The sequence below is a fragment of the Achromobacter sp. HZ34 genome, assembly GCF_002209485.1.
Lineage (GTDB): Bacteria > Pseudomonadota > Gammaproteobacteria > Burkholderiales > Burkholderiaceae_B > Bordetella_C.
Genome location: NZ_NJIX01000002.1, coordinates 498331 through 522228, shown reverse-complemented (window position 1 = coordinate 522228; position 23898 = coordinate 498331). Strand labels below are relative to the sequence as shown.

The window sequence follows — 23898 nt, the reverse complement described above, 5'->3', positions numbered from 1 at the left end:
GTGGGGACCAACTCAGACCACGGATCGGGTGCTGGCCGATCGCTTCTATCCAATGCTCGCCAGCCGGCGCTGCAGCGTGCGGCCGCTGTCGGCGCGGGCCTTGCCGCCGTGGGCATACTGCCTGCCTTGCCTATCGGCGACGCCGCCACGCGCGCTGGCGCGACGAGGGCGGCTGGCGCAGCTGGGGCAGGGGATGACCGAATACGTGGTCGTCGTGGCCTTGGTGGCCGTGGCGGCAATCGCGGTCTATCAATTGTTCGGGCAAGTGGTGCGCGCGCAGACCGCGGCGATGGCGCGCGAACTGGCGGGCGAAGACGGCACCAGTGCCAGCCGCACGGCGAAGAACGCCGCGGGCAAGGCCGGCAGCCAGCTCAAGGAAAAGACGCTTAAATCCTTCACCAACAATGCTGCCGCTGGAGGCGGGCGGTGAGAGCGCGGGCGCGCGGCCATGCCTTGCCGCTGGCGCTGGGCCTCGTGTCGGTCGGGGTGCTGGCGCTGGTGGTGTTGCATGATCATGGCAATACCGTCGCCGCCCGTGTACGCCTGACACACGCCGCCGACGCTGCCGCTTATAGCGGTGCCGTGGTGCAGGCACGGGCGCTGAACCTGCTGGCCTACATCAACCGCACGCAGGTGGCGCACCAGATCGCGTTAGCCCATGTCGCCACCCTGGCCAGCTGGACCCAGTTCGGCCAGAACGAGGCGGCGCGCTTTCGGCGGGGCAATCCGCCGGGAATGCTGATCGCCATGCTGTACGGCCCGGCGCATGCCATGGCATATGCCAGTGCCGTCCGGGTCCAGGGCGTGGCGGGCGCACTGGACCGTTTCGCCGACGCCCACGCGCGCCATGACGCCTTGGTGCACGATGTATTGGCGCGCGCGGCGCAAGCCGTGTTGCAGGATTTGCCGCGGACCCGGCAACAGGCCATGCGCACCGTGCTGCATGCCAACTATCCCGAATGGCCACGTCCAGCGCTGGGCGCGGCGGTCCAGCGGGACCGCCTGGCGCTGGCCTTCACGGACGATCGTTGGCCAGGCTTCGTGCGGCTTTACTCAGGCCGTCGGGGTGGCGCCTTCCGTCCCATGGTCTTGCGCGCCACCGACCGCTACGCCTTCCTGGGACCGCGCAAGGGCCTGGCGCTCAATCCCTGGCCCGTCAGCTACCGCTGTCCGACGCTAAGGCATCAGTTGCGCCGCATCGGGGGTACATCGTTGACGCGGCGGGGAACCTGGGAGTCCGTCGATACGCAGTCGCATCATGCCTTGCGTTCCAATAAATATATAGGTTGCTACTACCGCGAGTACGCGATGGGGTGGGGCAAGGTGCGCAATTCCGGCCAGCAGGCTGCCGATGAGGCATTGCCGCATGCGCCGGCGGACTTTTCGCGGCAGAGCTTCTGGCGGTGGGTGCAAGAGAACGCCGGCTGGGATTTGCTCAACGGCCACAATAATCCGCTTGCCTACGTTTATGCGACGCAGCAGCGGCAGCGTTGGCAGGGGCGCGGCATGGCGGCCTACGCCGAAGTGCCGCTGGATCGGGCAGCGCAGCCCGCCGGTTTCGAGATCGTGTTGCGCCAGCCCGCCGAATTGCTGCCCGCCTTGTCGAATGGGGGCGCCACGCACGCGCAAGGACGCTACGCCTACGCCGGACTGGAACCGGGCGAGCACGTCACGGTGACCAGTGCCGCCGAGACCTATTTCGTGCGGCCGCGGCCGCGCGAGGACGGGCGGGATGAAATCGCCACGCTGTTTCGTCCGTATTGGCAGGCACATCTGGTGGCGGCGCGCAGTGATGGACGGCGCGGCAGATCGACGCATGATGCGAGCAAGGGATCGCCGAGTGAGTTCCGGCGCGGAGTTGCTGACGCCGCGGGAGACGCCGATGTCCGGTGATCCATTGCGGCAGAAGGGCTACGCCTTGCTGGAGGCCAATCTCGTCATCGCCTTGCTGCTGGCCTTGTGGGGTAGCGTGGCATTGCTGGGCGAATGGCATGGCCATGGCCTGCACGCAACGCATGCCAGCCGGCTGCAGGTTTTCGATGTGGCGCATGGTGGTGGCGACCATGCAGCTGCCATTTCCTCGGCAGCTTCCTCGGCCGCTTCCTCGGCCCTTGGCTCGGCGCCCGGCGCAGGCCGTCATGTGCCGCCGGCAGGCTTTTCGATGCCGGGGGGCGCTGCCACGGCGGACCTGCGGCGAGACTGGGGTATGGCCGACGACGGCCTGCTCGTCGCGCATGCGGGGGCCTACGCGCGCAGGCAAGGTGCCGGCACGGGGGCGGGTTTCTTGCAGCGGTCCACTGCGCTGATCAGCGCGGTGGGCCATGCGCCAGGCGACAGGGAAACGCAGGCACGGATCGCCGCCAACCGGGCAGCGTGGCGCGGTGTCGCCAGCCACACGCAAGGCGTCGGACGCCAGGTGGCGGCGGCGCTGTACCGCATCGATGCGGGATGGGGACGCGCCGCGCCCGAGTTCGACTGGCTGTCGCGGTGGGCCGATCTGGTGCCCAACGAACGTCTCGCCGCTGACGCCGGCGGGCGCCGCCGGCCGGGGGAAACGCCATGAAGAAATCTTGCGTTGCAGCCTTGAAAGCGGCCTGGCCTTGCAGCCTGGCGATGGTTCGTGGCGTGGCGACGGCACCTTTCGTGGCAGCCCTGGCGGCGCCGATTGCGGCACTTCCTGCGGCACTTGCCGCGGCAAGCGGCTCGACCGCTCCGAGGACGCTTTCCGCCATGGCGGTTGCCGCCGCGCCCCCGCCTGTGTTGCCCCCCGGCGGACATTACCTGTCGGCCGGAGAGCAACTGCAGGTGCAAGGGCAGGCGCTGAGCGGATGGATATTCGAAGCGCCCGGCGACATACGCGAGACCGCCAAATGGCTGTCGCGGCAGTTGCCGGTGCTGCGGGATCTGCTGGTGGCACCCGGCCTGGTCGTGCTGTCAGGCATGGATGCACAGTCCCATTGGTCGGCGCGCCTGACGGACGGCGGACACGGCTGGGTCCAGGGCACCTTGTCCCGTTTGCCGCTGGAACAAACGCCGGTCGCCCGGGTTGCCGCGCCCTGGCAACCGGAGGGCGCGCGCCTGCATTTCGATGTCCGGTGGCGTGAGGCGCGGCTGGCGGGTGCGCAGCAAGTGTGGACCCATGGCGCCACGCCGGGTGAGCTGCGACCGCGCCTGCGCGCGGCCCTGCAACGCGAGGGATGGCGCGCCGGCGCAACGGATGCGGCATTTCCCGGCCGTTGGTTCAAGGCTGCCATGCAGCTGTCCATCGTCGTGGTCGAGCAGCCGCCCGGCAGCGCCATCGTCACCGTACTGGACTGGCGGGAGTGAGGGGCCATGGCGCATGTGTTCTTCCGCCAGCGCTGGCTCATGGCTGCCGTCGCGCTTGCCGCGGGATTGCTGTCGGCGTGGGCGGCGCGGCATCACATACAGGGCCGCATCGCGCAGATCGAAGCCGAGTTGCGCGTGCCCACCGTGGCGCGCCTGGTGGCGGCGCGTGACCTCGAAGCAGGCGTTCATGTCGAGGCCGGCCATCTGGCCGTGCGGGATATTCCAGAGGCCTGGGCCGTCAGCGGCAGCCTGCCGCCGGAACACGTCGACGAGGTCGGCGGCAGTGTGCTGACGCATGGACTGCGCGCCGGCGAACCCTTGCTATTGGCGCATCTGGCCAGCGCCGGGCCTAAGGCGCTGTCGCGCCGCGTGGCGACGGGGCGGCGCGCCATCACGATACCGGTGGACGACATCAATTCCCTGTCCGGCATGTTGCAGGCGGGAGATCTGCTGGATCTATACGTGTCCTTCGAGCATCAGCGCCGGCGCATCACCGCGCCATTGCTGCAGGGCGTGCGTGTGTTGGCGACAGGACGCTACGCGGGCCGCGCAGGTGACGCGGGCGCGGCCGACGTTCAGGGAGCGGATGTCCAGGGCGCGGACGGCGCGGCGTATTCGACCATCACCCTGGACGCGGGCCCCGAGGATGCCGTGAAGCTGGTGGCCGCGCGCCAGGACGGCACCATCACGGCCATCTTGCGCCATCACCGTGATGAGCAACCGGCCACGGTGGCCGCGCGGGGAGACCTGGCCGGTTTGCTGGGGGTGGCCGCCGAACGGCGCGCGCCGGCCGTGGCCATCCTGTACGGCGATCAGGCGGCCGACGAAGGCCTGAGCGAGGAAGACGCCGCGCGCGCCGCGCCTGGCGAGTTGTTCGACGCGCCTCTGCCCAAGGGCCTGGTCAGCCGCACACGGGCCGCCACGCGCGCCATGACGGGAGATCGTCCATGAATATTTCCAGGCGCTATCGCGTTGCTTGCGGCGATGACATGGCCAGTGTCGCTCGTGAGCGGCGCAAGGATGGCAAGAACGCCATATGCAACATTATTCGCGTCGGTCCCGCGATCCTGTGCCTGGCGCTGATCGCCGGTGCCGCCGCGCGCGCTGAGGGCGCAGGCAAGCCGCCCATCGAAGCGGCGCGGACCATCGCAGCCACGCAAATCGCCGCGGCTACGCAGACCGCCGAAGCTACGCAGACCATCGACATGCTGGTCGGTGAAACGCGCGTGCTGTCGCACCAGGGCGTCAAACGCGTGGCGGTGGGCGACGGGCGGGTCTTGCAGGCCCTTGCCGCGGACGGCCGTGATGTGATCGTGTTCGCCCGCGCCGCCGGCGAATCGTCGCTGCACGTCTGGGCAGCCGGCCGGCGCAAGGCATATCGTTTACGCGTCCTGCCGGCAGGCACACATAGCGCCCGCGCGGAAATCGACACGTTGCTGGCCCGTATTCCCGGGGCGCGCGGCGTCGCGGTCGGCGAACACGTCGTGATCGAGGGCAATGACTTGAGCGACGCCGACCAGGCCAGGGTCGTGGCGTTGGCGGAACGCTATCCCCAGGTGCTGGACTTTACCGGCAAGGTCGGATGGGATCGCATGGTCCAGCTGGACGTGCAGGTGATCGAGCTGCCGCGCGGGCGCTTGGCGGAATTGGGCATGCGTTGGGATGCCGCCACCGAAGGCGGCTTGTACACCGGCGTGAGCCTGGATGCCGTCTCCAGCGGTCGCCTGGAGCAGCGGCCGGGCAAGGGGCCCGTGGCCGTTCCTTTGCGTGCGGCGCCACTGTCCGGCTATCTGGGATTGAATGCCCTGCTGGGGGCGCGCTTGAACCTGCTGACCCAATCCGGCGAAGCCGTGGTGTTGGCCCAGCCGCGCCTGCTGGCACGCAGTGGTGCGACGGCGGAATTCCTGGCCGGCGGCGAGGTGCCCTATGCGACGACGGATCGCAGCGGCCAGGCGAAGACCATGTTCAAACCTTATGGCGTGTCCTTGCGCGTTACGCCGTCCATCGGCGCCAGCGGCGCCGTGCGCTCGCGCATCGAAGTGGAGGCCAGTTCGGTGGACGCGGCGCTGCCGTCGCTGGCGGGGCCGGCCTTGAAGACACGCCGTGCCGTGACGGAGTTCAACGTGCGCTCCGGCCACACCCTGGTCATTGGCGGCTTTCTTTCTCGACGCAAGGTACGCGCCACCAGCGGTCTGCCGGGTTTGAGCGAACTGCCGTGGATCGGCCGCCTGTTCGGCGTGCGGCGCACGGAGATCCAGGAAACGGAACTGGCCATCTTCGTCACGCCGACGGTGGTGACCGGCCTGGATCCCGCCATGCGCGCCACCGTCAGGCGCGGCCAGGCGGTATTGCGCGAGTCGTTCGACGCGCTGCCGCGTCTGCTGGCGCCCGTTCAGGCACCTGCGCGGTTGTCTGAGCCGCTGCCTGTCCCAGCGCCGGAAAGTGGCAGTGGCAATGGCGCGGCCCCGGCGATTCATTGGGATCCCTATCGCGGCCACGGATCCCAGTGGGATTAGCGCATCGGGATCGAGACGGTGCGATCAACGCATTGGGATCAACGAGTGGAATTGAATCCGGAGCACACCATGCTGGAACTGGACTTGCATTTCGATGACGGCGCGAACCGCCTGGTGCGCCTGGACCCTCCCGTGCTGGTGGGCCGCGGCTCCCACTGCAACGTGCGCATACGCCATTGGCGGGTAGGCCGCGAACACGCGCGGCTGTCCGTGGTGGCCATGGGCATCATGATCGACGATCTTGGATCGCTGGCGGGGACACTGGTCAATGGGCAGCGTATCGCCCAGCATGGCCCCCTGGAACCGAGCGACGAGATCCTGGTCGGCCCGTGTCTGATGCGGGTGCGCCTGCTGGACCATCCCGTCGCCGCGGCCGCGACACCGCCGCCGGAGATGGGCGGCGCGGTCCACCCGATAGCCGCCGTGGGCCGGCAGCTGGATGAGGTTGCGAAGGACGATGCCGAGCAAGACAAGCGGGGGGATCAGGCCGCCCTGGAAATGCTGCCGCACCGCCAGCGCCTGCACGCCGCGCTGCTGGACGCGCTGGATCTGCGCCGCCGCGACGTCGCCCGCATGAGCGACGCAATGCTGCGCAGCGAAGCGCAACGCCTGCTGGAGGAACTGGTGCGCGACGACACGCGCCTGCCGCGGCATGCGGACCGGCGCGCGTTGCTGCGCCAGGTGCTGGACGAAGCCGTGGGGCTGGGCCCTTTGTCGCCCTTGCTCGAAGACCCCACCATCAGCGAAATCATGGTCAATCGCCATGACGAAATCTACATCGAAAGCCGCGGCCGCTTGATGCGGCACCGGGCGGTTTTCAGCAGCGAACAGGCGGTGCTTGGCGTCATCGAAAGAATCGTCGCGCCGATCGGTCGGCGTATCGATGAAAGCGCCCCCATGGTGGATGCGCGCCTGCCCGATGGCTCGCGGGTCAATGCGGTGGTGGCGCCCATCGCGCTGAAAGGGGCCTGCCTGACCATACGCAAATTTCCCCGCCATGAATTGACGATGGAGGACCTGCAGCGCATCGGGTCGCTCGACGGCGCGATGACGCAGTTCCTGACGCTGTGTGTGCGCGAGAAAGTGAATCTGGTGGTGGCGGGTGGCACCGGCTCGGGCAAGACCACCTTGTTGAATATCCTGTCGAACGCCATCCCCGCTGACGAACGTATCGTGACGATAGAGGACGCAGCCGAATTACGCCTGCATCACGCGCATCTGGTCGGTTTGGAGGCACGTCCCGCCAACCAGGAGGGGCGCGGACGCATCGAGATCCGCGACCTGGTGCGCAACGCGCTGCGCATGCGCCCGGACCGGATCGTCGTCGGCGAATGCCGCGGGGCGGAAGCCTTCGACATGCTGGCGGCGATGAACACCGGCCATGAAGGCTCGATGACGACCCTGCACGCCAACAGTCCACGCGATGCGCTGGCCCGCCTGGAAACCATGATCCTGATGGCGGGCATGGATCTGCCGCTGGCGGCGGTGCGTGAACACATTGCGTCCAGCATCCACATCATCGTGCAGCAGGCCCGCCTGGCCGATGGGCGCCGCGTGATCACGTCCATCACCGAGATCACGGGCATGGAAAGCGGCTGTATCCAGACGCAGGAGATCTTCCGCTTCGATCGTAGCGGACCGGGCTACTTCCAGGGCTGCGCGCTGGCGCCGCGCCTGGTGGAGCGCCTGCGCGAGGAGGGACGTGGACCGCAGGCCTGCCTGTTCGATCGTCGCAGCGCGCGGCCCGCTCCAGGCGCGGCCGAGAGGTCGGCATGAGGCTGAGGCCGACATGATGCTATGGGGAATCGCCGCCGGCGCGGCGCTATGCGCGATGCTGGCCTGCAGCTTGAGCTATGGCTGGTTCGCCGCGGCGCTGACGCGCTATCGGCGGATCTACACCGACGAGGCCGGCATGCGGTTGAGCGAGGTCTTCCTGTTCGTCGATGCCCGCCAGCTATGGACGGCCAATGTGCTGCTATGCGTGGTGTGCGCCGGGTTGCTCTATGCGGTCACCGGCAGCGTGGTGCTGGCCTTGGTGGGCGGCGCCGCGCCCATACGCGCCACCCATCTGCTTATCGCCAGTGTGCGGCGCCGCCGCCAGGCACGGTTCGATGCGCAACTGCCGGATACCCTGCAGGCCCTGGCGGCCGGGCTGCGTGCGGGTGCCAGCGTGGCGGGTGCCTTGCGGCACATCGTCGACCAGTCGGCACCGCCGCTCGCGCAGGAATTCGGACTGATGCTGCGCGAGCAGCGGCTGGGACTGTCCTTCGATGCCGCGCTGGGCAATCTGCAGACGCGTTTGCCGTCCGAGGCCGTGGGTTTGCTGGTATCGGCGTTGCGGGTGGCGGCGCACAGCGGCGGCAACCTGGCCGAAACGCTGGAACGCATCGCCGCCATGCTGCGCGCGCGGCAACTATTGCACGACCGTGTGCTGACCCTGACCGCGCAAGGACGCCTGCAAGCCTGGGTAGTGGGGTTGCTGGCGCCCGGCATGGCCGTGGTGCTGGCGTATCTGGATCCCGTCTCCATGCAGCCTCTGTGGCACACGGCGCTCGGTTGGTCCGTCCTGTTGGTTCTCGTGGTGCTGGAGGTGGTAGGCGTATGTTGGATACGACGCATTGTCGACATCGATATTTGAAGGAGCGGGGACTGCCGCCCGTGGTCAATGCGGGTGCGATGACACCCATGATCAACCCATGCGGGAGGGTGCCATGATCGGCATTGCCGCGGCATTGGCGGCGCTTTGCGCCGCCTGCCTGGCGTTGTTGCTGCGCGCCTGGCTGCTGCCCCTGTGGCGGGGGCAAGCGGACCGGCCGGGCTTGCCGCCGCTGTGGCGCGCTGTCTGGCCCTGGCTGGACGGCATCGCGCGCAGCGGCTGGCTGTTCCTGTCCTGGCGCCGCCGGGGACGGCTGCGGCGGCTGCTCGAACGCACGGGGCTGGAACGCCTGCTGACCCCGGCGCACGTGGTCGCGGCGAGCTATCTGTCCGCCTTGGGCGCGGCGGTGATCGCACTGCTGCTTGCCGGCCTGTGGCTGGCGCCGGCCGGATCCGGGTTCGGGGTGGGAGGTGGGACCAGGGTCGAGACTGCGGCCGGAGCCAAGACCGGGGCTGGAGCCAGCACTGGGGCTGGAGCCAGCACTGGGGCTGGAGCCAGCACTGGGGCTGGAGCCAACACTGCGGCTGGAGCCAACACTGGGGCTGGAGCCAACACTGGGGCAAATCCCGGCGCTACGACCTTCGCTCGGCTGGCCGCCTGCCTGGTCGCTGCCGGGCTGGGCGCCTTCCTGCCCCGGCATGCCTTGCGCATGCGGGCACGCACGCGGGCGCGGCGGATGGCGAAGGAGCTGCCGTTCCTGCTGGACATGGCCACGCTGTGCGTCGAGGCGGGCTTGAATCTGCACGGGGCCCTGCAGCAGGCCGTCGAATACGGCCCGCCTGGTCCCTTGCGGGACGAACTGCAATGGGCCCTGGGCGATATGCGCGCCGGCATGGCAAGGCTGGATGCCCTGCATGCCTGGGCTGCGCGCACGGACCTGCACGGCGTGCGCATCCTGGTCACCGCGCTGGCCCAGGGCGAGAGCCTGGGCATGAGCCTGGGACCCATCCTGCGCGTACAGGCGGAACAACGGCGCGCCGAGCGTTTCCAGCAGGCCGAGCGGCAGGCCATGCGGGCACCCGTGAAGATGCTCCTGCCCTTGTTGACGTGTATTTTTCCCTGCACCTTCGTGGTGTTGGGCTTTCCCATCGTGGTGCAACTGCGCGAGGCGCTGCAATGAGTCAGGCGCGATCCGGCTTGCAATCCCAGGCGCGATTACCAGCGCAATTACCTGCGCAATCGCCAGCGCACTCACCAGCGCAATCACCAGCGCAATCACCAGCGCTATGCCAAGCGCAATCCCGATCCCGCCTGCGCCTGCTGCCCCTGCGGCGCTGGTGCGCCCGTTTCCGCGGCCTGGCAGGCAGGCCGCCGCCGCGCGGGGCGATCGGTGTGTGGTTGCAGCCTTGCCGCGCCGTGCATACGCTGGGAATGCGCTACCCGCTGGACCTGTTTTTCCTCGATCACAACAAGCAGGTCATCAAGGTCGTCGCCGGTCTGCCGCCGCGGCGGCTGGCCTCATGCCTCCGTGCCGTGTCCGTTGTCGAACTGCAGGCTGGCGTTGTTGATATTGAAAACGGAGGTATAGGCCGGGTAGAAGCTGCTGTACAGGACGCCGCCCGCCGCGATATTCACGGGAATCTGCAAAATGCCGACCAGGTGCCGCGGTAGCCCCAGGCCCACCAGCAGGTCGCCGCAATAGCTGATGGTCAGGAAGGCGGCCACCCAGGTAAGCCCGTAGACCAGGAAGGCCCACTTGTTGCGCCAGCAGGCGATGCCGGAGAAGAACAGCGATTGCCCCAGGCGCACCCCATGCCAGGCGACCAGCACGGGCGCGTGCCAGAACAGCGCGGCGATGATGACGTACAGGATGGCGAAGACCAGCAACGGCCCGCGCACCGCCATCAGGAAGGGCGTCAGGTCCTGCGTGACCGAGGCCGCCCGCACGCCTTCGGTAAGCGCGTCGGCAAAGGGCATGAACGCCACGAAACCCGCCAGCAGGCACAGGCCCGCGTAGCTCAGGCCCATGATCATCAACTTCTTGAGCACGCCAGGCTTCAGCAGCGGCTTCAGCCACATCGAGGGCAGCATGGTGCGGTCCGCTTCGATGTGCTTGCAGGCCGACAGCGTCATCAGCGTCACCACCGGCATCAGGGCGACGAAGAACAGGGGACCGACTGGCGGGGTATAGGTCGCGAACAGGACCATCAGGCTGATGGCCAGCGCCCAGGCGAACAGCGGTAGCGGCTGGCGCATGAAAAGTCGAAATCCGTCGCGGGCCCATTGCCAGCCGGCGGTCGCGGGAAGGGCTGCTGCTTGCATGTGTCGTACTTACGCTGCCAAGGTGATATACGTTGACTAATTATGGGGCCAGGCCGTCGAGGGGCAAGGCTTCCGGCTCCACGCGGTGGCGCAACTGCAACACTCTTTCGAAATGGCGCGGGTCGTGCGGCTTGAGCGTCTGCGCGGGGCGGGGAAGGTAAAAATCATAAAGACGGGACAGCCAGAAGCGCACGGCAGCGGCGCGCAGCATGGCCGGCCAGAATTGCCGCTCCGCGGCGGTAAAGGGCCGGACCTCCGCGTAGGCCTGCAGCCAGGCGCGCGCCAGTTCCGGCACGATGGCGCCGCTGGCGCGGTCTATGCACCAGTCGTTGACGCTGACCGCCACGTCGAACAGCCAGTTGTCGCAACCGGCGAAGTAAAAATCGATGAATCCGCCCATGCGGGGCGCTTCGAACGTGCCGGTGAACAGCACGTTGTCGCGAAACAGGTCGCAGTGCGAAGGGCCGACCGGCAGCGTTGCCCAGGCGGGCGTGGCGGACAGGCGTTGCAGTTCGTCGAGGGTCTGGGAGAGCAGGGCATCCTGTTCCCCGTCCAGGAAGGGACGCACCGTGGGCGCCGTCCGCAGTTGCCAGTCCAGGCCGCGCAGATTGGGCTGCCGCATGGAAAAGTCCTGCGAGGCCAGATGCGCCCGCGCCAGGGTGGCGCCCGTCAGGCGGCAGTGTTCGACGCCCGGGGCCGGCTCATAGCCGCCGTCCAGCCGCGACACGATGGCGCAGGGCTTGCCATGCATGCGGGTCAGGCGGGTGCCGTCGCGCCGCGTCTGCGGCTGGGGCACCGGCACGCCGCGTTCGGCCAGCAGGTGCATCAGTTCGATGTAGAAGGGCAGCTGCTCGTAGGTCAACACCTCGAACACCGTCAGCACGTACTCTCCGCCCGTGCTGGTGAGAAAGTAATTGGTGTTCTCGATGCCTGCCGTAATGCCGCGTAGCGATACCAATTCGCCCAGGTCGTAGCCCTGCAGAAGGTCGCGGGCGTCGGTGTCGGTTACGGTCGTGAATACAGCCATCGGATCGAGTCGGTTGGGAGGTGGCGCCCCTTCTGGCAGGGCATGCGGCGCAATTTTAGACTACCGCCGGGCGCCGCCAGGCCCCAGGACGTAAAATACGCCCATATTTTTCCTGGACTATTTCCTGTGTCTGCTCCCGACTGGCGGCTGTGCGTCGCTCCGATGATCGATGTCACGGATAGGCATTGCCGTTATTTCCATCGCCTGCTGGCGCCGCACGCGCGCCTGTACACCGAGATGATCACCACGGGTGCCTTGCTGCACGGCGACGTCGCGCGTCACCTGGACTTCGACGCGGCGGAGCACCCCGTGGCCCTGCAATTGGGCGGCAGCGAACCCGAAGCGCTGGCCCAGGCTGCCCGGCTGGGGCAGCAGTATGGCTATGACGAGATCAATCTGAACTGCGGCTGTCCGTCCGAGCGCGTGCAGCGCGGTGCTTTTGGCGCCTGCCTGATGGCCGAACCCGACCTGGTGGCCGATTGCGTCAAGGCCATGCAGGACGTGGTGGATGTGCCGGTGACGGTGAAGCACCGCCTGGGCCTGGATTACGACGAATCCTATGGTTTCTTGCGGGATTTCGTCGGCAAGCTGTATGACGTGGGCTGCCGGGTGTTTGTCGTGCATGCGCGCAATGCGGTGCTCAAGGGTTTGTCGCCCAAGGACAACCGCCAGATTCCGCCCTTGCGCTATGACGATGCGCTGCGCCTGAAGCAGGACTTTCCCGACTGCACGGTGGTACTCAACGGCGGCCTGGATGAGGCCGAGGCCAGCGTGCAGGCGCTCGACCGCTTCGACGGCGTGATGCTGGGGCGCGCGGCCTGGCACACGCCGCGCGTCCTTTCGGAAATTTCACATCAGCTGTGGCCGTCCCTGCGCCTGCCGGGCGATGCCCAGGTGGTGGATGCCATGACACGTTACGCCACCAGCCAGGTGGCGAAGGGCGTTCCGCTGCGCATCCTGGTGCGGCCGCTGCTGGGCCTGGTCAACGGCCAGCCCGGTGCACGCCGCTGGCGCCGCATCCTGTCGGACGCCGCACGCCTGCGCGACGAAGATCCCGGCCTGATCTACGAAGCCTGGCGCAGCCTGCACGATCCGCGCCAGCGCGGCGGCAGGGACGATCTGCCCGAGGACGATGACCAGGGCCGGAGCCAGGGCCTGGGACGTGACGACGACGACCTGCCAGCCGTCGCCGCTTAGGTAAAGCGGCTCAGGTAAGCCGCTCAGGCGCCCGGCGCCGCCTGGTTCTCTTCGTCCATGGGCCAGTCGCGGATATAGGCCTTCAGCATATTGTTTTCGAATTGCTGGGCCGCCACGATGGCCTGCGCCATGTCGTAGAAGGAAATCACGCCCATCAGCATCGGACCGTCCATGACGGGGATGTAACGCGCGTGGCGCTCCAGCATCAGGCGCTGGACTTCGTCGGCGCTGGTATTGGGCGTGACGCTGACCGGGGCGTCGTCCATGATGCTGCGAATGGTGGCATTGCCGGTGTCGCCGCCCTTGGCATGGACGTGGCGGATGATTTCACGGAAAGTCAGCATGCCACAGAGCATGCCCGATTCCATGATGACTACCGAGCCGATGTCCTGTTCGGCCATGATTTCGACCGCGCGCGAGATGGGCGTGTCCGGGGTGGCGGTGAAGAGCGTATCGCCCTTGACCCGCAAGATTTCACTGACTTTCAACATGATGAGTTCCTCCTAGGGCGAACCCGGGATTATTTCTTGATCGATTCGATTCTGAGGATGTCCGCCGACCCCGAGCCCGTATTTTGCGCTTCCTGCATGAGTTCTTCCAGCGTGGGCGCGGCGCGGCCTTCCAGGGCGGCCTGGGCGATGGCGATGACTTCCGGGAAATCTTTCAGGCGTGGCTGGCCGCGATCGAGCAGAAAACGGTCGATGACGGGGTCCAGGCGGGTGCGTTGGGGGTCGCAGCACAGGATCCAGCGCTGATCCTGGGTGCGCGTGACCATGCCCAGGTCGCTCAAGGATTCCAGCACCGAGTTCAACTCATCGTGGTGCAGATGCAGGGTGGCGGCCATGCCGCTGGCGCTGCGGCCCGACGGCACCTGGCCCTGTGCCTCGTACAGGCAGCGCAGCACGCCGATGGCGTCGATGAAGGTGGCGCCCGGCTCGCGGTTGACTTCCCAGCGTCCCATGCGCAGCAGTGGCAGGCTGGCGGCCACGGTGGCGCCGAACAGGATGGCCAGCCAGGACAGGTAGATCCACAGCAGGAAGATCGGCAGGGTGGCGAATGCCCCGTATATCACCGTGTAGGTGGGAAAACGGGTCAGGTAGTAGGCGAAGGCCGCCTTCATCAGTTCGAGCACGATGGCGGTGCCGACGCCGCCGGCCAGAGCGTCGCGCCAGTAGACCCGGCGATTGGGGACGATGAAGAACAGGGCGGCGAACCCGAATCCGGTCAAGGCCAGCGGCAGCACGGACACGGTCAGGCCGATCAGGTTGGGCACGTCCTTGACCAGGCCCATGGATTCCCGCGCCAGGAAGGAGGTCGCCCACAGGCTGCCGCCCGCCACCACGGGGCCCAGGGTCACCGCGGCCCAGTAGATCAGGGCGCGCTGGGCCAGGGGACGCTGGCGGGTGACGTGCCAGATATCGTTGAAGGTCTTGTCGATCGTCATGATCAGCAGGATCGACGTGATCACCAGGAACGCTCCGCCGATCGCCGTCAGGCGCGACGCCTGGCGGGCGAACTGGTTCAGGTAGTTCATGATGTTGTCCGACACCGCCGGCGGCATCAGGCTGGTGCTGAGGAAATTTTCCAGCGCGATGCGGAATTCCTGGAAGACCGGAAAGGCGGTGAACAGCGACAGCACCACCGTCAGCATGGGTACGAGGGCCAGGACGGTGGTGAAAGTGAGGCTGGAGGCGACCTGCAGCAACTCTTCTTCGGCGGTCCTGCTCGCGGCAAAACGCAAAAGTTTGACCGTGCGACCTGTCCATGAGGTACGCTGCGGCGGCGCTTCGGGCCCTGCCGGCGTTGCGGCAGCCGACTGTACTGGGTGATTCATCAGGCGATAATAGCAGTATGAATGGTCAAACCAACTCCTGGCTGCGTGGTGTTGCGACGATTACGCTGGTAGCCCTGCTCGTATTGTGCGTCCTCTGGGAAGGCGTGCTGGCGCCGCTGCGCCCAGGCGGCTCCTGGCTGATCCTCAAGGCCTTGCCGCTGGCGCTGCCCCTGGGCGGTATCGTGCGCGGCGATCTCTACACCTACCAGTGGGCCAGCATGCTGTCGCTGCTGTACATCATGGAGGGGGCCGTGCGGGTCATGTCCGACCTGGCGCCCGTCTCCGCGGCCCTGGCAGGCCTGGAGCTTGCGCTGGCCCTGGTGTTTTTCGTAAGCGCCATTATGTATGTGTGGCCGGCCAAGCGCGCGGCGCGGCGCCGCAAATTGGCCACGCGGGCCTGAGTGGCAGAGGCCCGGGAGGCCCCGGGCGACGCCGGGCGACCACGGGCGACCTCCACGCACTCCGCGCTTTTCACGTGTTTCTACCCCCTTTCGAGCTTCGACCATGCCCCTGGCTGCCTCGCTGGACGACCTGTTACTGAGCAATTCCTTCGCGGCCCTGCCGCCGGATTTCTATACCCGGCTCAAGCCGCAGGGGCTGACCGCGCCGCGGCTGCTGCATGCCAACGAGGATGCGGCGGCGTTGCTGGGCCTGGATCCCGGCGTGCTGGGCAGCGAGGCGTTCTTGCGCGTTTTCGCCGGCCTGGACCGCTTGCCGGGTGGCGACACCCTGGCTGCCGTCTATAGCGGCCACCAGTTCGGTGTATGGGCGGGCCAGTTGGGCGACGGCCGCGCGCATCTGCTGGGCGAAGTGCGCGGACCGCAGGGGAATTGGGAGTTGCAACTGAAAGGGGCAGGGCTGACGCCTTACTCCCGGATGGGCGACGGCCGTGCGGTGCTGCGTTCCTCCGTGCGCGAATACCTGGCCAGCGAGGCCATGCACGGCCTGGGCATTCCGACCACGCGCGCGTTGGCGCTGGTCGTGTCCGACGACCCCGTGGTGCGCGAGACGGTGGAAACCGCCGCCATCGTCACCCGCATGGCGCCCAGCTTCGTCCGTTTCGGTTCCTTCGAGCATTGGGCGTCGCAACGCCAGCCCGAGCTGCTGCGCCAGCTTGCCGATTATGTAATCGACCAGTACTACCCGGCGTGCCGCGAGGCGGGCGAAGGGGGGGCCCCCTATCTGGCCCTGTTGCGCGAGGTCATCGGACGCACGGCGCGGTTGATGGCGCAATGGCAACTCGTCGGCTTCTGCCATGGCGTCATGAACACCGACAATATGTCCATCCTGGGCCTGACGCTGGACTACGGTCCTTACGGGTTCATGGACGCTTTCCGTCTGGATCACGTCTGCAATCATTCCGACACCCAAGGCCGCTACGCCTGGAACCGGCAACCGTCGGTGGGGCTGTGGAATCTTTACCGCCTGGGCGGGGCATTGAACGTGCTGATCGACGACGTGGAGGCAGTGAAGGCGGAACTGGGGGCGTACGAGGCCCAGTTCACCACGGCCTTTCACGATGGCATGGCCGCCAAGCTGGGGATAGGCCCCTGGCGCCCCGACGACGAAGCGCTGCTCGATGGCCTGCTGAAGCTCATGCATGACCAGCGCGCCGATTTCACGTTGACCTTCCGCCGCTTGAGCGAGGCCCTGCAGGGACAGACCCAACCCTTTTTGGATTTGTACATGGACAGGGAGGCCGCCGCGGCCTGGTTGCAAAAGTGGTCGGCGCGTCAGGAATCCATGGGTGGCGACCGTGATGCCCGTGCAAAGGCTATGAATCGTATCAATCCTCTCTATGTGTTGCGGAATCATCTTGCAGAAAATGCAATTCGGGCCGCGAGAGAAGGCGATACATCGGTTATTGTCGAATTATTGCGGATCCTTAAGGATCCTTTCGACGTCCACGCGGGTGCGGAAATTTACGCGAGCTTGCCACCTGATTGGGCGAGTGACTTGGAAGTTAGTTGTTCGTCGTGAAAAAGTCGCAGTTGTCGAAAGTATTCTCTTTTTCCTCGATTTGATCGGACATCCTTTATTGCAATGTATGCGCTTTTGGTGCATCCTCCGCACAGCGGGAAGGATTTGTAAATAAGAGATAAAAAGACTCATATTCTCGATCTTTTATCCGGCTTTTCGCTTTGTTGCCAGCGCCGATGCTGTGCTCTGGCTTAGGAGGTCACGCATTATTTCCGGGAGAAAAACCATTCCGGCGTGACTTGGCGCATTTCCCGAAGGAATATGTATCGTGCAAACGCAAGCCGCAGACGGGGTCCTGTGTATCGGTCTGTTAGAGGATGATGCGGATTTTCGTGAAGAGCTAGTGCTGGGACTGGGTGGTTACGGGTTCCGCGTCTCTTTCGCATGTGGGAATTCCGCGGATTTTTATCGGCAGATGGAAACTCAGCCTTGCGATGTCGTCATATTGGACGCGAATGTGCAAGGTGGTGAGGATGGTTTTTCAGTGGCCACGCGCCTGCGTGCCCTGCATCCGGTCGGCATCGTCATGCTGACGGGGCGGGCTGCGCTGGAAGACCGGGTGCGCGGCCTGGAAGGCGGCGCCGATATCTACATGACCAAGCCGGTCGACCTGCTTGAGCTGAGTTCGGTGATCCGCAGCCTGGCGCGGCGCATGCGCCTGTCGCGCGGTCCGGCGCAAACGCCGGGTGCCGACCGTGGCGTGGCGCAGGCCTGGTCGCTGCAGGATGGCGGCTGGATACTGGTGTCGCCCGAAGGCGTTTCGCTGCATCTGAGTGCGCAGGAGCGCTTGTTCCTGAATGCCTTGATCGAAGCCAGTGGCAACGTTGTCAGTCGCCAGGCGTTGTCGGAACTGTTCAATCCCAGCAATCCCAGCGATTTCGAATTGCGGCGCATCGACGTGCTGGTCAGCCGTCTGCGCGCCAAGGCGCAATCCAGCGGCATGAAGCTGCCGGTCCTGTCCGTGCGCGGACAAGGCTACGTGTTCGCAGCCTGATTTCAGCTTTCCTGCCGTGTCGGCAAAGCCATCGTAAATCGGGCCCCGTGGCCCGGTTCGCTTGCCACCGTCAGGCGCCCGCCCTGGCGTTCGCATATCTTGCGCACCAGATGCAGGCCCAGGCCCAGGCCTTTGGTCTCGCGATGGGCGGCACGGCGGAAATGCGGATCGAAAATCTTCTCCTGCACGTCTTTCTCGATGCCCGGCCCATGGTCAGTCACGGTGATCGTGGCCAGCTCGCCATCGGTTGCCGCGCGCACGTCGATTTGTATCGGCTGGTCGGCGGGCGAGTATTTGATGGCGTTGTGGATCAGGTTGCGCAGCACCACCCCGCTCAAGGGGCCATCGCACCATGCCTCGACGGGCGCCGGCGCCACCACCTGCAGCGTGTGCGCGGCCTCGGTGCGCAAGCCGGCGGCCACTTCGCGCGCCAGCTCGCCCAAGTCGACACGGGTGCGTTGCGGCGCCATGGCATCGTCTTCCAGCGTCGACTGGCTCAACAACTGATCCATCAGTTCCGTGATGCGGGCAACCGCGCGGCTGATGCGGTCCAGGCGGCGGTCGACTTCCTCGCCGCTGCCGGCCAGCACCATTTCCAGTGACTGGGTGGCCATGCTGATGGTGGACACCGGTGCGCGCATCTCGTGCGACATCAGCGAGTGCATCTGGCGCTGGCGCTCCAGGGCGTCGGCCAGGGCCGAAAGGCGCTTTTCGATCTGCGCATAGCCGTCGCCGGCCGCTGCCGGCAGCGTGGCTGACCCTGTCGTGGACCGCGTGCCTGGCTTGGCGCTGGATCTCGTGTCCGGTCTTGTGCTTGGCGCTGTATGGAATCCTGCGTCGAGCGTCGTGCCGGCGGTGACTGCAGGATTGGCGGCAACGAACTCCTGGTCGCGCGCCGCCGCGTCCTGGCCGGCTGCCTTGAGCACGAAGGCGATGGCCAGTACCAGCGTCAGCAGCGCGCCGGCATAGGCCGCGATGATGGCCCCGCTAAGCAACAGGAAGATCGCGATAGCCGCCGCCACGGTGCAGCCGGCGCTGGCGTAGGACCGTCGCCGTGTCCAGGCGGCCGCGCTCACCAGGAATATGAGCACCGCGGCGCCGAGCGCGCAGTACGCGCCAGTGCTGGCGAAAGAGAACGTATTCAGGATGTTCTGCACGGCGAAAAGTATCCCTCGGAAGGTTTGCTTCAGACGCTCACGCTTGCCGCGGCATCGCTCCATACCGGAATGATGCCCAGCTCGCGCAACAGCACTTCGGTCTTGCCGTCGGGAATATCGACGGCATAGGCATCGATCTTCAACTGGCGCGCCGTTTCACTGACCGACGCCGCCAGGTGGCGGCTGCCGGGGCTCTGCGTCATCTCGCTGATGAACTCACCGCCCATCTTGACGTAGGAGATCGGCAACTGGTGCAGGCGCGTCATGGCGGCGAAGTTTTTCGACAGGCGGCGCACGCCCACCCGCGCACCGGCGTCGGTCGCCACTTCGCACAGTGTGCGCGCGGCGGCATAGTTGTCGGCCAGGCCATGCGCGTCGATCTCCAGGACCAGCCGCGCCGTCTGCGTGGGCCGGTCGCGCAGCAGCTGGCCCAGCCGGGGCAGGAAATTGGATTGCGCCAAGGAGGCCAGCGCCAGGCGTATGGCCAACTGCCCCTGGTGCGAGACCAGCCAGTCCAGGCCCAACCGCACCGCCTGGATGTCGCATTCCGCGCTCAGGCCCAGGCGGATGGCGGCCGGCATGAAGCGCGTGGCCGTGACCGGCGCGGGCGCCTCGGCGTCATGCAGGACCAGGGTGGCCTCGTTGCGCAACACCGTATCGCTGGCGCCACGCAGCGCCTGCACGTCGAGGGAAAAACGATGCTGGTCCAGTCCGGCGATGAGGGTGTCGCGCCATTGGTGCTCACCGGTGTTGTCGCCGCGGTTATCGCCGTTGGCGTGCTCGATGGCGTCGTCGTCGCTGCTTTCCGCGCGCATCAGGGCGTGGTCCAGGCGCGCCAGCAGATCGCTGGCCTGGTCTTGCGGGCCATAGTGGTCCATGGCCAGCGCCCAGCGGCACCAGCGCTGTTCGCCCAGCGCCAGGCGCAGCGCGCGCAATTCCAGGCGCAATTTTTCGCCGGCTTGCTGGGCTTGCGCGGGCGCGGTGGCCGGCATCAGCAGCGCGAAGTCCGAACCATTCAGCCGTGCCAGCAGGTAGGGCGGCGTGTGGCGGCGGCCCAGCAACTGGTCCAGCCGGTGGGCCAGCGAGCGCAACCACTGGTCGGCATTTTCGCGCGGCATGCGGCGGTTGATCTCGATCAGGTCGCGCTGGCGGAACATCAGGACGTGGCCGGTGCCGGCGCTGTCGGCCAGGGTCAGCGCGCGACGCAGTTCGTTATGGAAATAGCGGCGGTTGGGCAGGCGGGTGACGGCATCGAGGTTGAGTTCCACCTGCATCGATTCGATGCGTGCGCTGGCCTCTTCGGCGGTGGCGCGGAACAGGTCGCTCGCCCGTGCCAGGGCATCGTTCACATTGGCGAACTCGCGCAACGGCGGGAGCGGGGGCACGGCACCGGCGTCAGGATCACCCAGGGCGCGCAGCCGCCGGCTTACTTCGGCCAGCAGGCGCCGGTCCAGCCAGCGCAGCAGAACGACGGCGCTGGCGGCCCAGCAAAGTCCGGCCACTACCACCGTCAGCGCCAGGATCACGTGATCGATGGCGTTGGCCGCTATGTACATGCTGAGCGCCTGGGAACCAATCAGCAGCAGGGCAGTGATGGCCGCGATGCCAAGCAGGGTCGTGCGCAATAGGGACATGGTGGATACTCGAATTTGCTACGTGTACGGGTGCTGCGTGGGGCGTGCGGCGTGCAATCGTCCGGATATGGCAGCCGGGCACGGCGGTCTTCGCGTTGTGATTGTCGTGGCCGGATCACTGCCGCGCTAGTTTACGCGGCAAGCGGCGCTTGCGGGACGAAAGGGCAGCGAAAGGCGCGAAAAGCGGCCACGGGATAAACCCCGTGCCGCCGCCATGGCCCAAGGAGCATGGCTGGCGGGGGCGACGGACGCTACTGCTGCTGGGCGACTTCCTCGCGTTCGCGGCCGTAGATCTCGACGCGATTGCGGCTGCCGCTCTTGGCCCGGTACAGCGCCATGTCGGCACGCATCAGCAAGGTATCCAGGGAAAGCCCCGGCTCGTGCAGGGCCAGGCCGATGGAGATGGTCATGCTTAGCGGACCACCTTCGAGCAGGCCGATCTTCATGCCCGCCACGGCCTGGCGCAGGCGCTCGGCGGCGACCAGGGCGGCCGGCAGGTCGGTGTGCGGCATCAGGGCGGCGAATTCCTCGCCGCCGAAGCGGCCGATGATGTCGCTGTCGCGCAGGGTATTGGTGATGGTGTCCGTGACGCGGCGGATGGCCTGGTCGCCCACATGGTGACCGTAGCGGTCGTTGATGGACTTGAAGTGGTCGATATCGATCAGCAATGCGGCCAGCGGATGGGGATAGCGGCGGCATTGCAGAATCTGGGCTTCGGCGGTCTCCATGAAGGCGCGCCGGTTCTTCAGGCCCGTCAGGGGATCGGTATTGGCCAGCCACACCAGTTGCCGCGTGCGGTGCGCCACCGCCGATTCCAGCCGGGCGTTGGCTTGCGCCATGCGCTGGTTGAAATGGCGGGCATGGCGATTCAGCACCAGCAGCCAGATGGCCAGGATCACCGTGCCGGCGATCAGGCCTGCCAGGGTCCATTCGAGATTGCGGAAACCTTGGGCCAGCTGGGCGCGGTTGCCGTGCGTGATGGTGCTTTGTTCCCGCTGGACCGCGTTGGCGATGCGGTCGGCGATGCCGCGCAATTCCTCGGCGCGGTCGGACACTTCGACCGCGGCCTGGCGCACGCGCACCGTGTCCTTGATTTCGGCCGTGTCATGCCAGGTGCGCAATTGGTCGTCCAACCCGATCAGGTCGCGGTCGGCGGCGGGGATGGCGCGCAGCAGGGCCAGGCCGGCCGCGCTTTCGGCGGTACCGGGATTGACGAAGGTGGACAGGGCTTGCAGCCGCTGCGTGAAATCGCGCGTATCGCCGCCACCGGCAGCCCGATTGGCAGCCGTCGCCAGGCCATTGACCTGGGAAACCAGGCGATAGCTGTAGAAGGCGGCGTCATCGCCATTGGGCTGGGATGCCGTGCGCGACTGCTCGTACAGCGTCGCGCCCGCCATGAGGATCAGCAGGACCATGGCGCCAAGCAGCGCCGCCAGGGCGATGGCCAGCCCGCGTCGGCGCGGCACGTCGGCCGGCGGCTGCCAGGCGTCGTCCTGCGGCAGGCTGGGAGCCTGTGCGGGCGGCGGGGCGGACGGCGGCGTCATGGGGGCCTGGGGCTGGACTTGCGGGTGAGCGCTCAAGGCGCCGGCGCGCCGCGCCCACGGGCGTAACCCGGGCGTAGCGAGCGAAATGCGAGCGAGTCCGCTGCGAGGCGGGAGCGGTGCAGCTGTGGAAAGCGAGCGTACATGCAGTCTCTGTCCCTATAAGCAAGGATGGGGAACGCAGCGCAAACGACAAACCAGCCAAGGTGTCATCGGACATCCCGGCGCGAGGCTACGCGAAGAAAATTTCAGGCTGCTCGGAAGGCACGGACGATCGCGACTATGCCGTGATACAGAAAGCATCCAGTGATTTCAGTGGGTTAGCATTGTGCGGCGGGAGTCACCTATCAATCAACAACGAAATTTATCGGCAAATCTCCTCATTATGAGAATTTATTGCCGATTTTTTCGTTGCATGCAATTTTCCCGTCAAACGTCGCGCTGGCTCGCCTGACTCACTCGGCTCAGCTGTTCTCCGCTGGCAATGTCATAATCCACGCTATTCCCCTTGCCGCGTCCTATCCGGGTACGCGGGTCCAGCATTCTCCAGTTCTTCACCATGTCCGGCAATACCTTAGGCACTCTTTTTTCCGTTACGAACTTCGGCGAGTCGCATGGCCCTGCCATCGGCTGCGTGGTGGACGGCTGTCCACCCGGATTGCCCCTCGAGGCTGCCGACATCCAGGCGGAACTCGATCGCCGCCGTCCTGGCACGTCGCGCCATGTGACGCAGCGCCAGGAGGCCGACCAGGTGGAAATCCTGTCGGGCGTGTTCGAAGGCGTCACGACGGGCACGCCCATCGGCCTGCTGATACGCAACACGGACGCGCGCAGCAAGGACTACGCGAACCTGGTCGATACTTTCCGTCCCGGCCATGCCGACTACAGCTACTTCAAGAAATATGGCGTGCGCGATCCGCGCGGCGGCGGCCGTTCGTCCGCGCGCCTGACCGCGCCTACTGTGGCTGCCGGCGCCATCGCGAAGAAGTGGTTGGCGCAAGAGCATGGTGTGCGCATACGCGGCTACATGAGCCAGCTGGGTCCCATCAAGATCCCCTTCGAAACCTGGGATGAAGTGGGGAACAACGCCTTCTATGCGCCCAACGCCAGCGTGGTGGCCGAGCTGGAAGCCTTCATGGACGAGTTGCGTCGCGACGGCGATTCCATCGGCGCCCGTATCGAAGTGGTCGCCGAGAACGTGCCCGCCGGCTGGGGTGAACCGGTCTACGACCGTCTGGACGCCGATATCGCCCACGCCATGATGGGCTTGAACGCTGTCAAGGGCGTCTCCATGGGCTCGGGTTTCGAAAGCATCGCCCAGCGCGGTTCGCAGCACGGTGACGAGATCACGCCCGACGGTTTCCTGGGTAATAACGCCGGCGGTGTGCTGGGCGGTATTTCGTCGGGCCAGCCGGTGACGGTTTCGCTGGCGATCAAGCCCACTTCCAGTATCCGGGTCGAACGCCGTTCCGTCGATCGCGCCAACAACCCTACGTCCGTGCAGACGCTGGGCCGCCACGATCCGTGCGTGGGCATCCGCGCCACGCCCATCGCGGAAGCGTTGCTGGCGCTGGTGCTGATCGACCATGCCCTGCGTCAGCGCGGGCAGCGGGGCGTGTAACGCATAGGGGTTCCAGGCAGGACACCTCAACGGGGGTGACGGGCTGACGGCGCGTCACCCCCGTTGTGCGTCGCGCCCCGCCGCGGGCCAGCCGGAACGGTGCGCTGCAGCATGGTGGACCCTGTGCGTGGTACTGCTTGTACTAGTATTAC

General features: G+C 66.6%; 21 protein-coding genes and 1 pseudogene. 15 read left to right on the top strand and 7 right to left on the bottom strand.

The features are described from left to right. Positions 1-193 precede the first annotated feature (193 nt). From CEY05_RS09075 to CEY05_RS31990, 10 genes and pseudogenes are all read left to right on the top strand, one after another. The gene (locus CEY05_RS09075; protein ID WP_088598574.1) at positions 194-430 is read left to right on the top strand and encodes a hypothetical protein; all 237 of its coding nucleotides are present in this window, start codon (positions 194-196) and stop codon (positions 428-430) included. After that, entirely contained in the window at positions 427-1893 is a 1467-nt protein-coding gene (locus tag CEY05_RS09070; RefSeq protein ID WP_088598154.1) for a pilus assembly protein TadG-related protein, read from the top strand. Before CEY05_RS09075 ends, CEY05_RS09070 begins: the two co-directional genes overlap by 4 nt. Then, on the top strand, positions 1883-2563 hold the full coding sequence (locus CEY05_RS09065; RefSeq protein ID WP_088598153.1) for a hypothetical protein: 681 nt from the start codon (positions 1883-1885) through the stop codon (positions 2561-2563). Before CEY05_RS09070 ends, CEY05_RS09065 begins: the two co-directional genes overlap by 11 nt. Then, a complete protein-coding gene (locus CEY05_RS09060) occupies positions 2560-3327 on the top strand; it encodes a hypothetical protein (RefSeq protein WP_143220333.1) in 768 nt (255 codons plus the stop codon). Before CEY05_RS09065 ends, CEY05_RS09060 begins: the two co-directional genes overlap by 4 nt. A 6-nt stretch (positions 3328-3333) precedes the next feature. Continuing rightward, positions 3334-4278, top strand: coding sequence for a Flp pilus assembly protein CpaB (cpaB, locus tag CEY05_RS09055; RefSeq protein ID WP_088598151.1), 945 nt, complete (start codon positions 3334-3336; stop codon positions 4276-4278). Beyond that, complete coding sequence (locus tag CEY05_RS09050; RefSeq protein ID WP_233161437.1) at positions 4275-5843, top strand: type II and III secretion system protein family protein; 1569 nt, start codon at positions 4275-4277, stop codon at positions 5841-5843. Before cpaB ends, CEY05_RS09050 begins: the two co-directional genes overlap by 4 nt. A 69-nt stretch (positions 5844-5912) precedes the next feature. Beyond that, on the top strand, positions 5913-7619 hold the full coding sequence (locus CEY05_RS09045; protein WP_088598150.1) for an ATPase, T2SS/T4P/T4SS family: 1707 nt from the start codon (positions 5913-5915) through the stop codon (positions 7617-7619). Positions 7620-7635: 16 nt separating this feature from the next. Beyond that, entirely contained in the window at positions 7636-8481 is an 846-nt protein-coding gene (locus tag CEY05_RS09040) for a type II secretion system F family protein (RefSeq protein ID WP_088598572.1), read from the top strand. 73 nt (positions 8482-8554) lie between these two features. Then, positions 8555-9619, top strand: coding sequence for a type II secretion system F family protein (locus tag CEY05_RS09035; protein ID WP_088598571.1), 1065 nt, complete (start codon positions 8555-8557; stop codon positions 9617-9619). Next, positions 9616-9948: pseudogene (locus CEY05_RS31990) on the top strand (hypothetical protein); the annotation flags it as partial. The gene CEY05_RS09035 and the pseudogene CEY05_RS31990, both read left to right, overlap by 4 nt. Positions 9949-9957: 9 nt before the next feature. Here the strand turns inward: CEY05_RS31990 and CEY05_RS30875 are convergent. Then, positions 9958-10761, bottom strand: coding sequence for a BPSS1780 family membrane protein (locus CEY05_RS30875; RefSeq protein WP_233161436.1), 804 nt, complete (start codon positions 10759-10761; stop codon positions 9958-9960). Between the two features lie 40 nt (positions 10762-10801). Continuing rightward, positions 10802-11788, bottom strand: a complete 987-nt coding sequence (locus CEY05_RS09025; protein ID WP_088598148.1) for a homoserine kinase — start codon at positions 11786-11788, stop codon at positions 10802-10804. 162 nt (positions 11789-11950) lie between these two features. Between CEY05_RS09025 and dusA the strand changes: the two genes are divergently transcribed. Beyond that, the gene (gene dusA / locus CEY05_RS09020; protein WP_233161488.1) at positions 11951-12985 is read left to right on the top strand and encodes a tRNA dihydrouridine(20/20a) synthase DusA; all 1035 of its coding nucleotides are present in this window, start codon (positions 11951-11953) and stop codon (positions 12983-12985) included. Between the two features lie 23 nt (positions 12986-13008). On the opposite strand, the gene CEY05_RS09015 is transcribed toward dusA, so the two are convergent. Continuing rightward, a complete protein-coding gene (locus tag CEY05_RS09015; RefSeq protein WP_088598146.1) occupies positions 13009-13476 on the bottom strand; it encodes a CBS domain-containing protein in 468 nt (155 codons plus the stop codon). A gap of 29 nt (positions 13477-13505) precedes the next feature. Next, positions 13506-14819 carry a YihY family inner membrane protein gene (locus CEY05_RS09010; protein WP_088598145.1) on the bottom strand — a complete coding sequence of 438 codons (1314 nt, stop codon included), beginning with the start codon at positions 14817-14819 and terminating at the stop codon, positions 13506-13508. A 17-nt stretch (positions 14820-14836) separates the two neighbouring features. On the opposite strand from CEY05_RS09010, the gene CEY05_RS09005 reads away from it, so the two are divergent. The 3 genes from CEY05_RS09005 to CEY05_RS08995 all read left to right on the top strand — a co-directional run bounded on the left by CEY05_RS09005 (position 14837) and on the right by CEY05_RS08995 (position 17793). Next, positions 14837-15220 (top strand): DUF2069 domain-containing protein, encoded by a 384-nt coding sequence (locus CEY05_RS09005; protein WP_088598144.1) that lies wholly within the window; start codon positions 14837-14839, stop codon positions 15218-15220. A 103-nt stretch (positions 15221-15323) separates the two neighbouring features. Continuing rightward, a complete protein-coding gene (locus CEY05_RS09000; RefSeq protein WP_088598143.1) occupies positions 15324-16799 on the top strand; it encodes a YdiU family protein in 1476 nt (491 codons plus the stop codon). Positions 16800-17067: 268 nt separating this feature from the next. Next, entirely contained in the window at positions 17068-17793 is a 726-nt protein-coding gene (locus tag CEY05_RS08995; RefSeq protein WP_088598142.1) for a response regulator transcription factor, read from the top strand. A 2-nt stretch (positions 17794-17795) separates the two neighbouring features. On the opposite strand, the gene CEY05_RS30870 is transcribed toward CEY05_RS08995, so the two are convergent. From CEY05_RS30870 to CEY05_RS08980, 3 genes are all read right to left on the bottom strand, one after another. Continuing rightward, the gene (locus CEY05_RS30870; protein WP_158219302.1) at positions 17796-18950 is read right to left on the bottom strand and encodes a sensor histidine kinase KdpD; all 1155 of its coding nucleotides are present in this window, start codon (positions 18948-18950) and stop codon (positions 17796-17798) included. A gap of 29 nt (positions 18951-18979) precedes the next feature. Beyond that, positions 18980-20584 carry an EAL domain-containing protein gene (locus CEY05_RS08985; protein WP_088598141.1) on the bottom strand — a complete coding sequence of 535 codons (1605 nt, stop codon included), beginning with the start codon at positions 20582-20584 and terminating at the stop codon, positions 18980-18982. 251 nt (positions 20585-20835) lie between these two features. Beyond that, the gene (locus tag CEY05_RS08980; protein WP_088598140.1) at positions 20836-22128 is read right to left on the bottom strand and encodes a GGDEF domain-containing protein; all 1293 of its coding nucleotides are present in this window, start codon (positions 22126-22128) and stop codon (positions 20836-20838) included. 556 nt (positions 22129-22684) lie between these two features. Between CEY05_RS08980 and aroC the strand changes: the two genes are divergently transcribed. Beyond that, entirely contained in the window at positions 22685-23746 is a 1062-nt protein-coding gene (gene aroC / locus CEY05_RS08975; protein ID WP_088598139.1) for a chorismate synthase, read from the top strand. Positions 23747-23898: the final 152 nt, after the last annotated feature.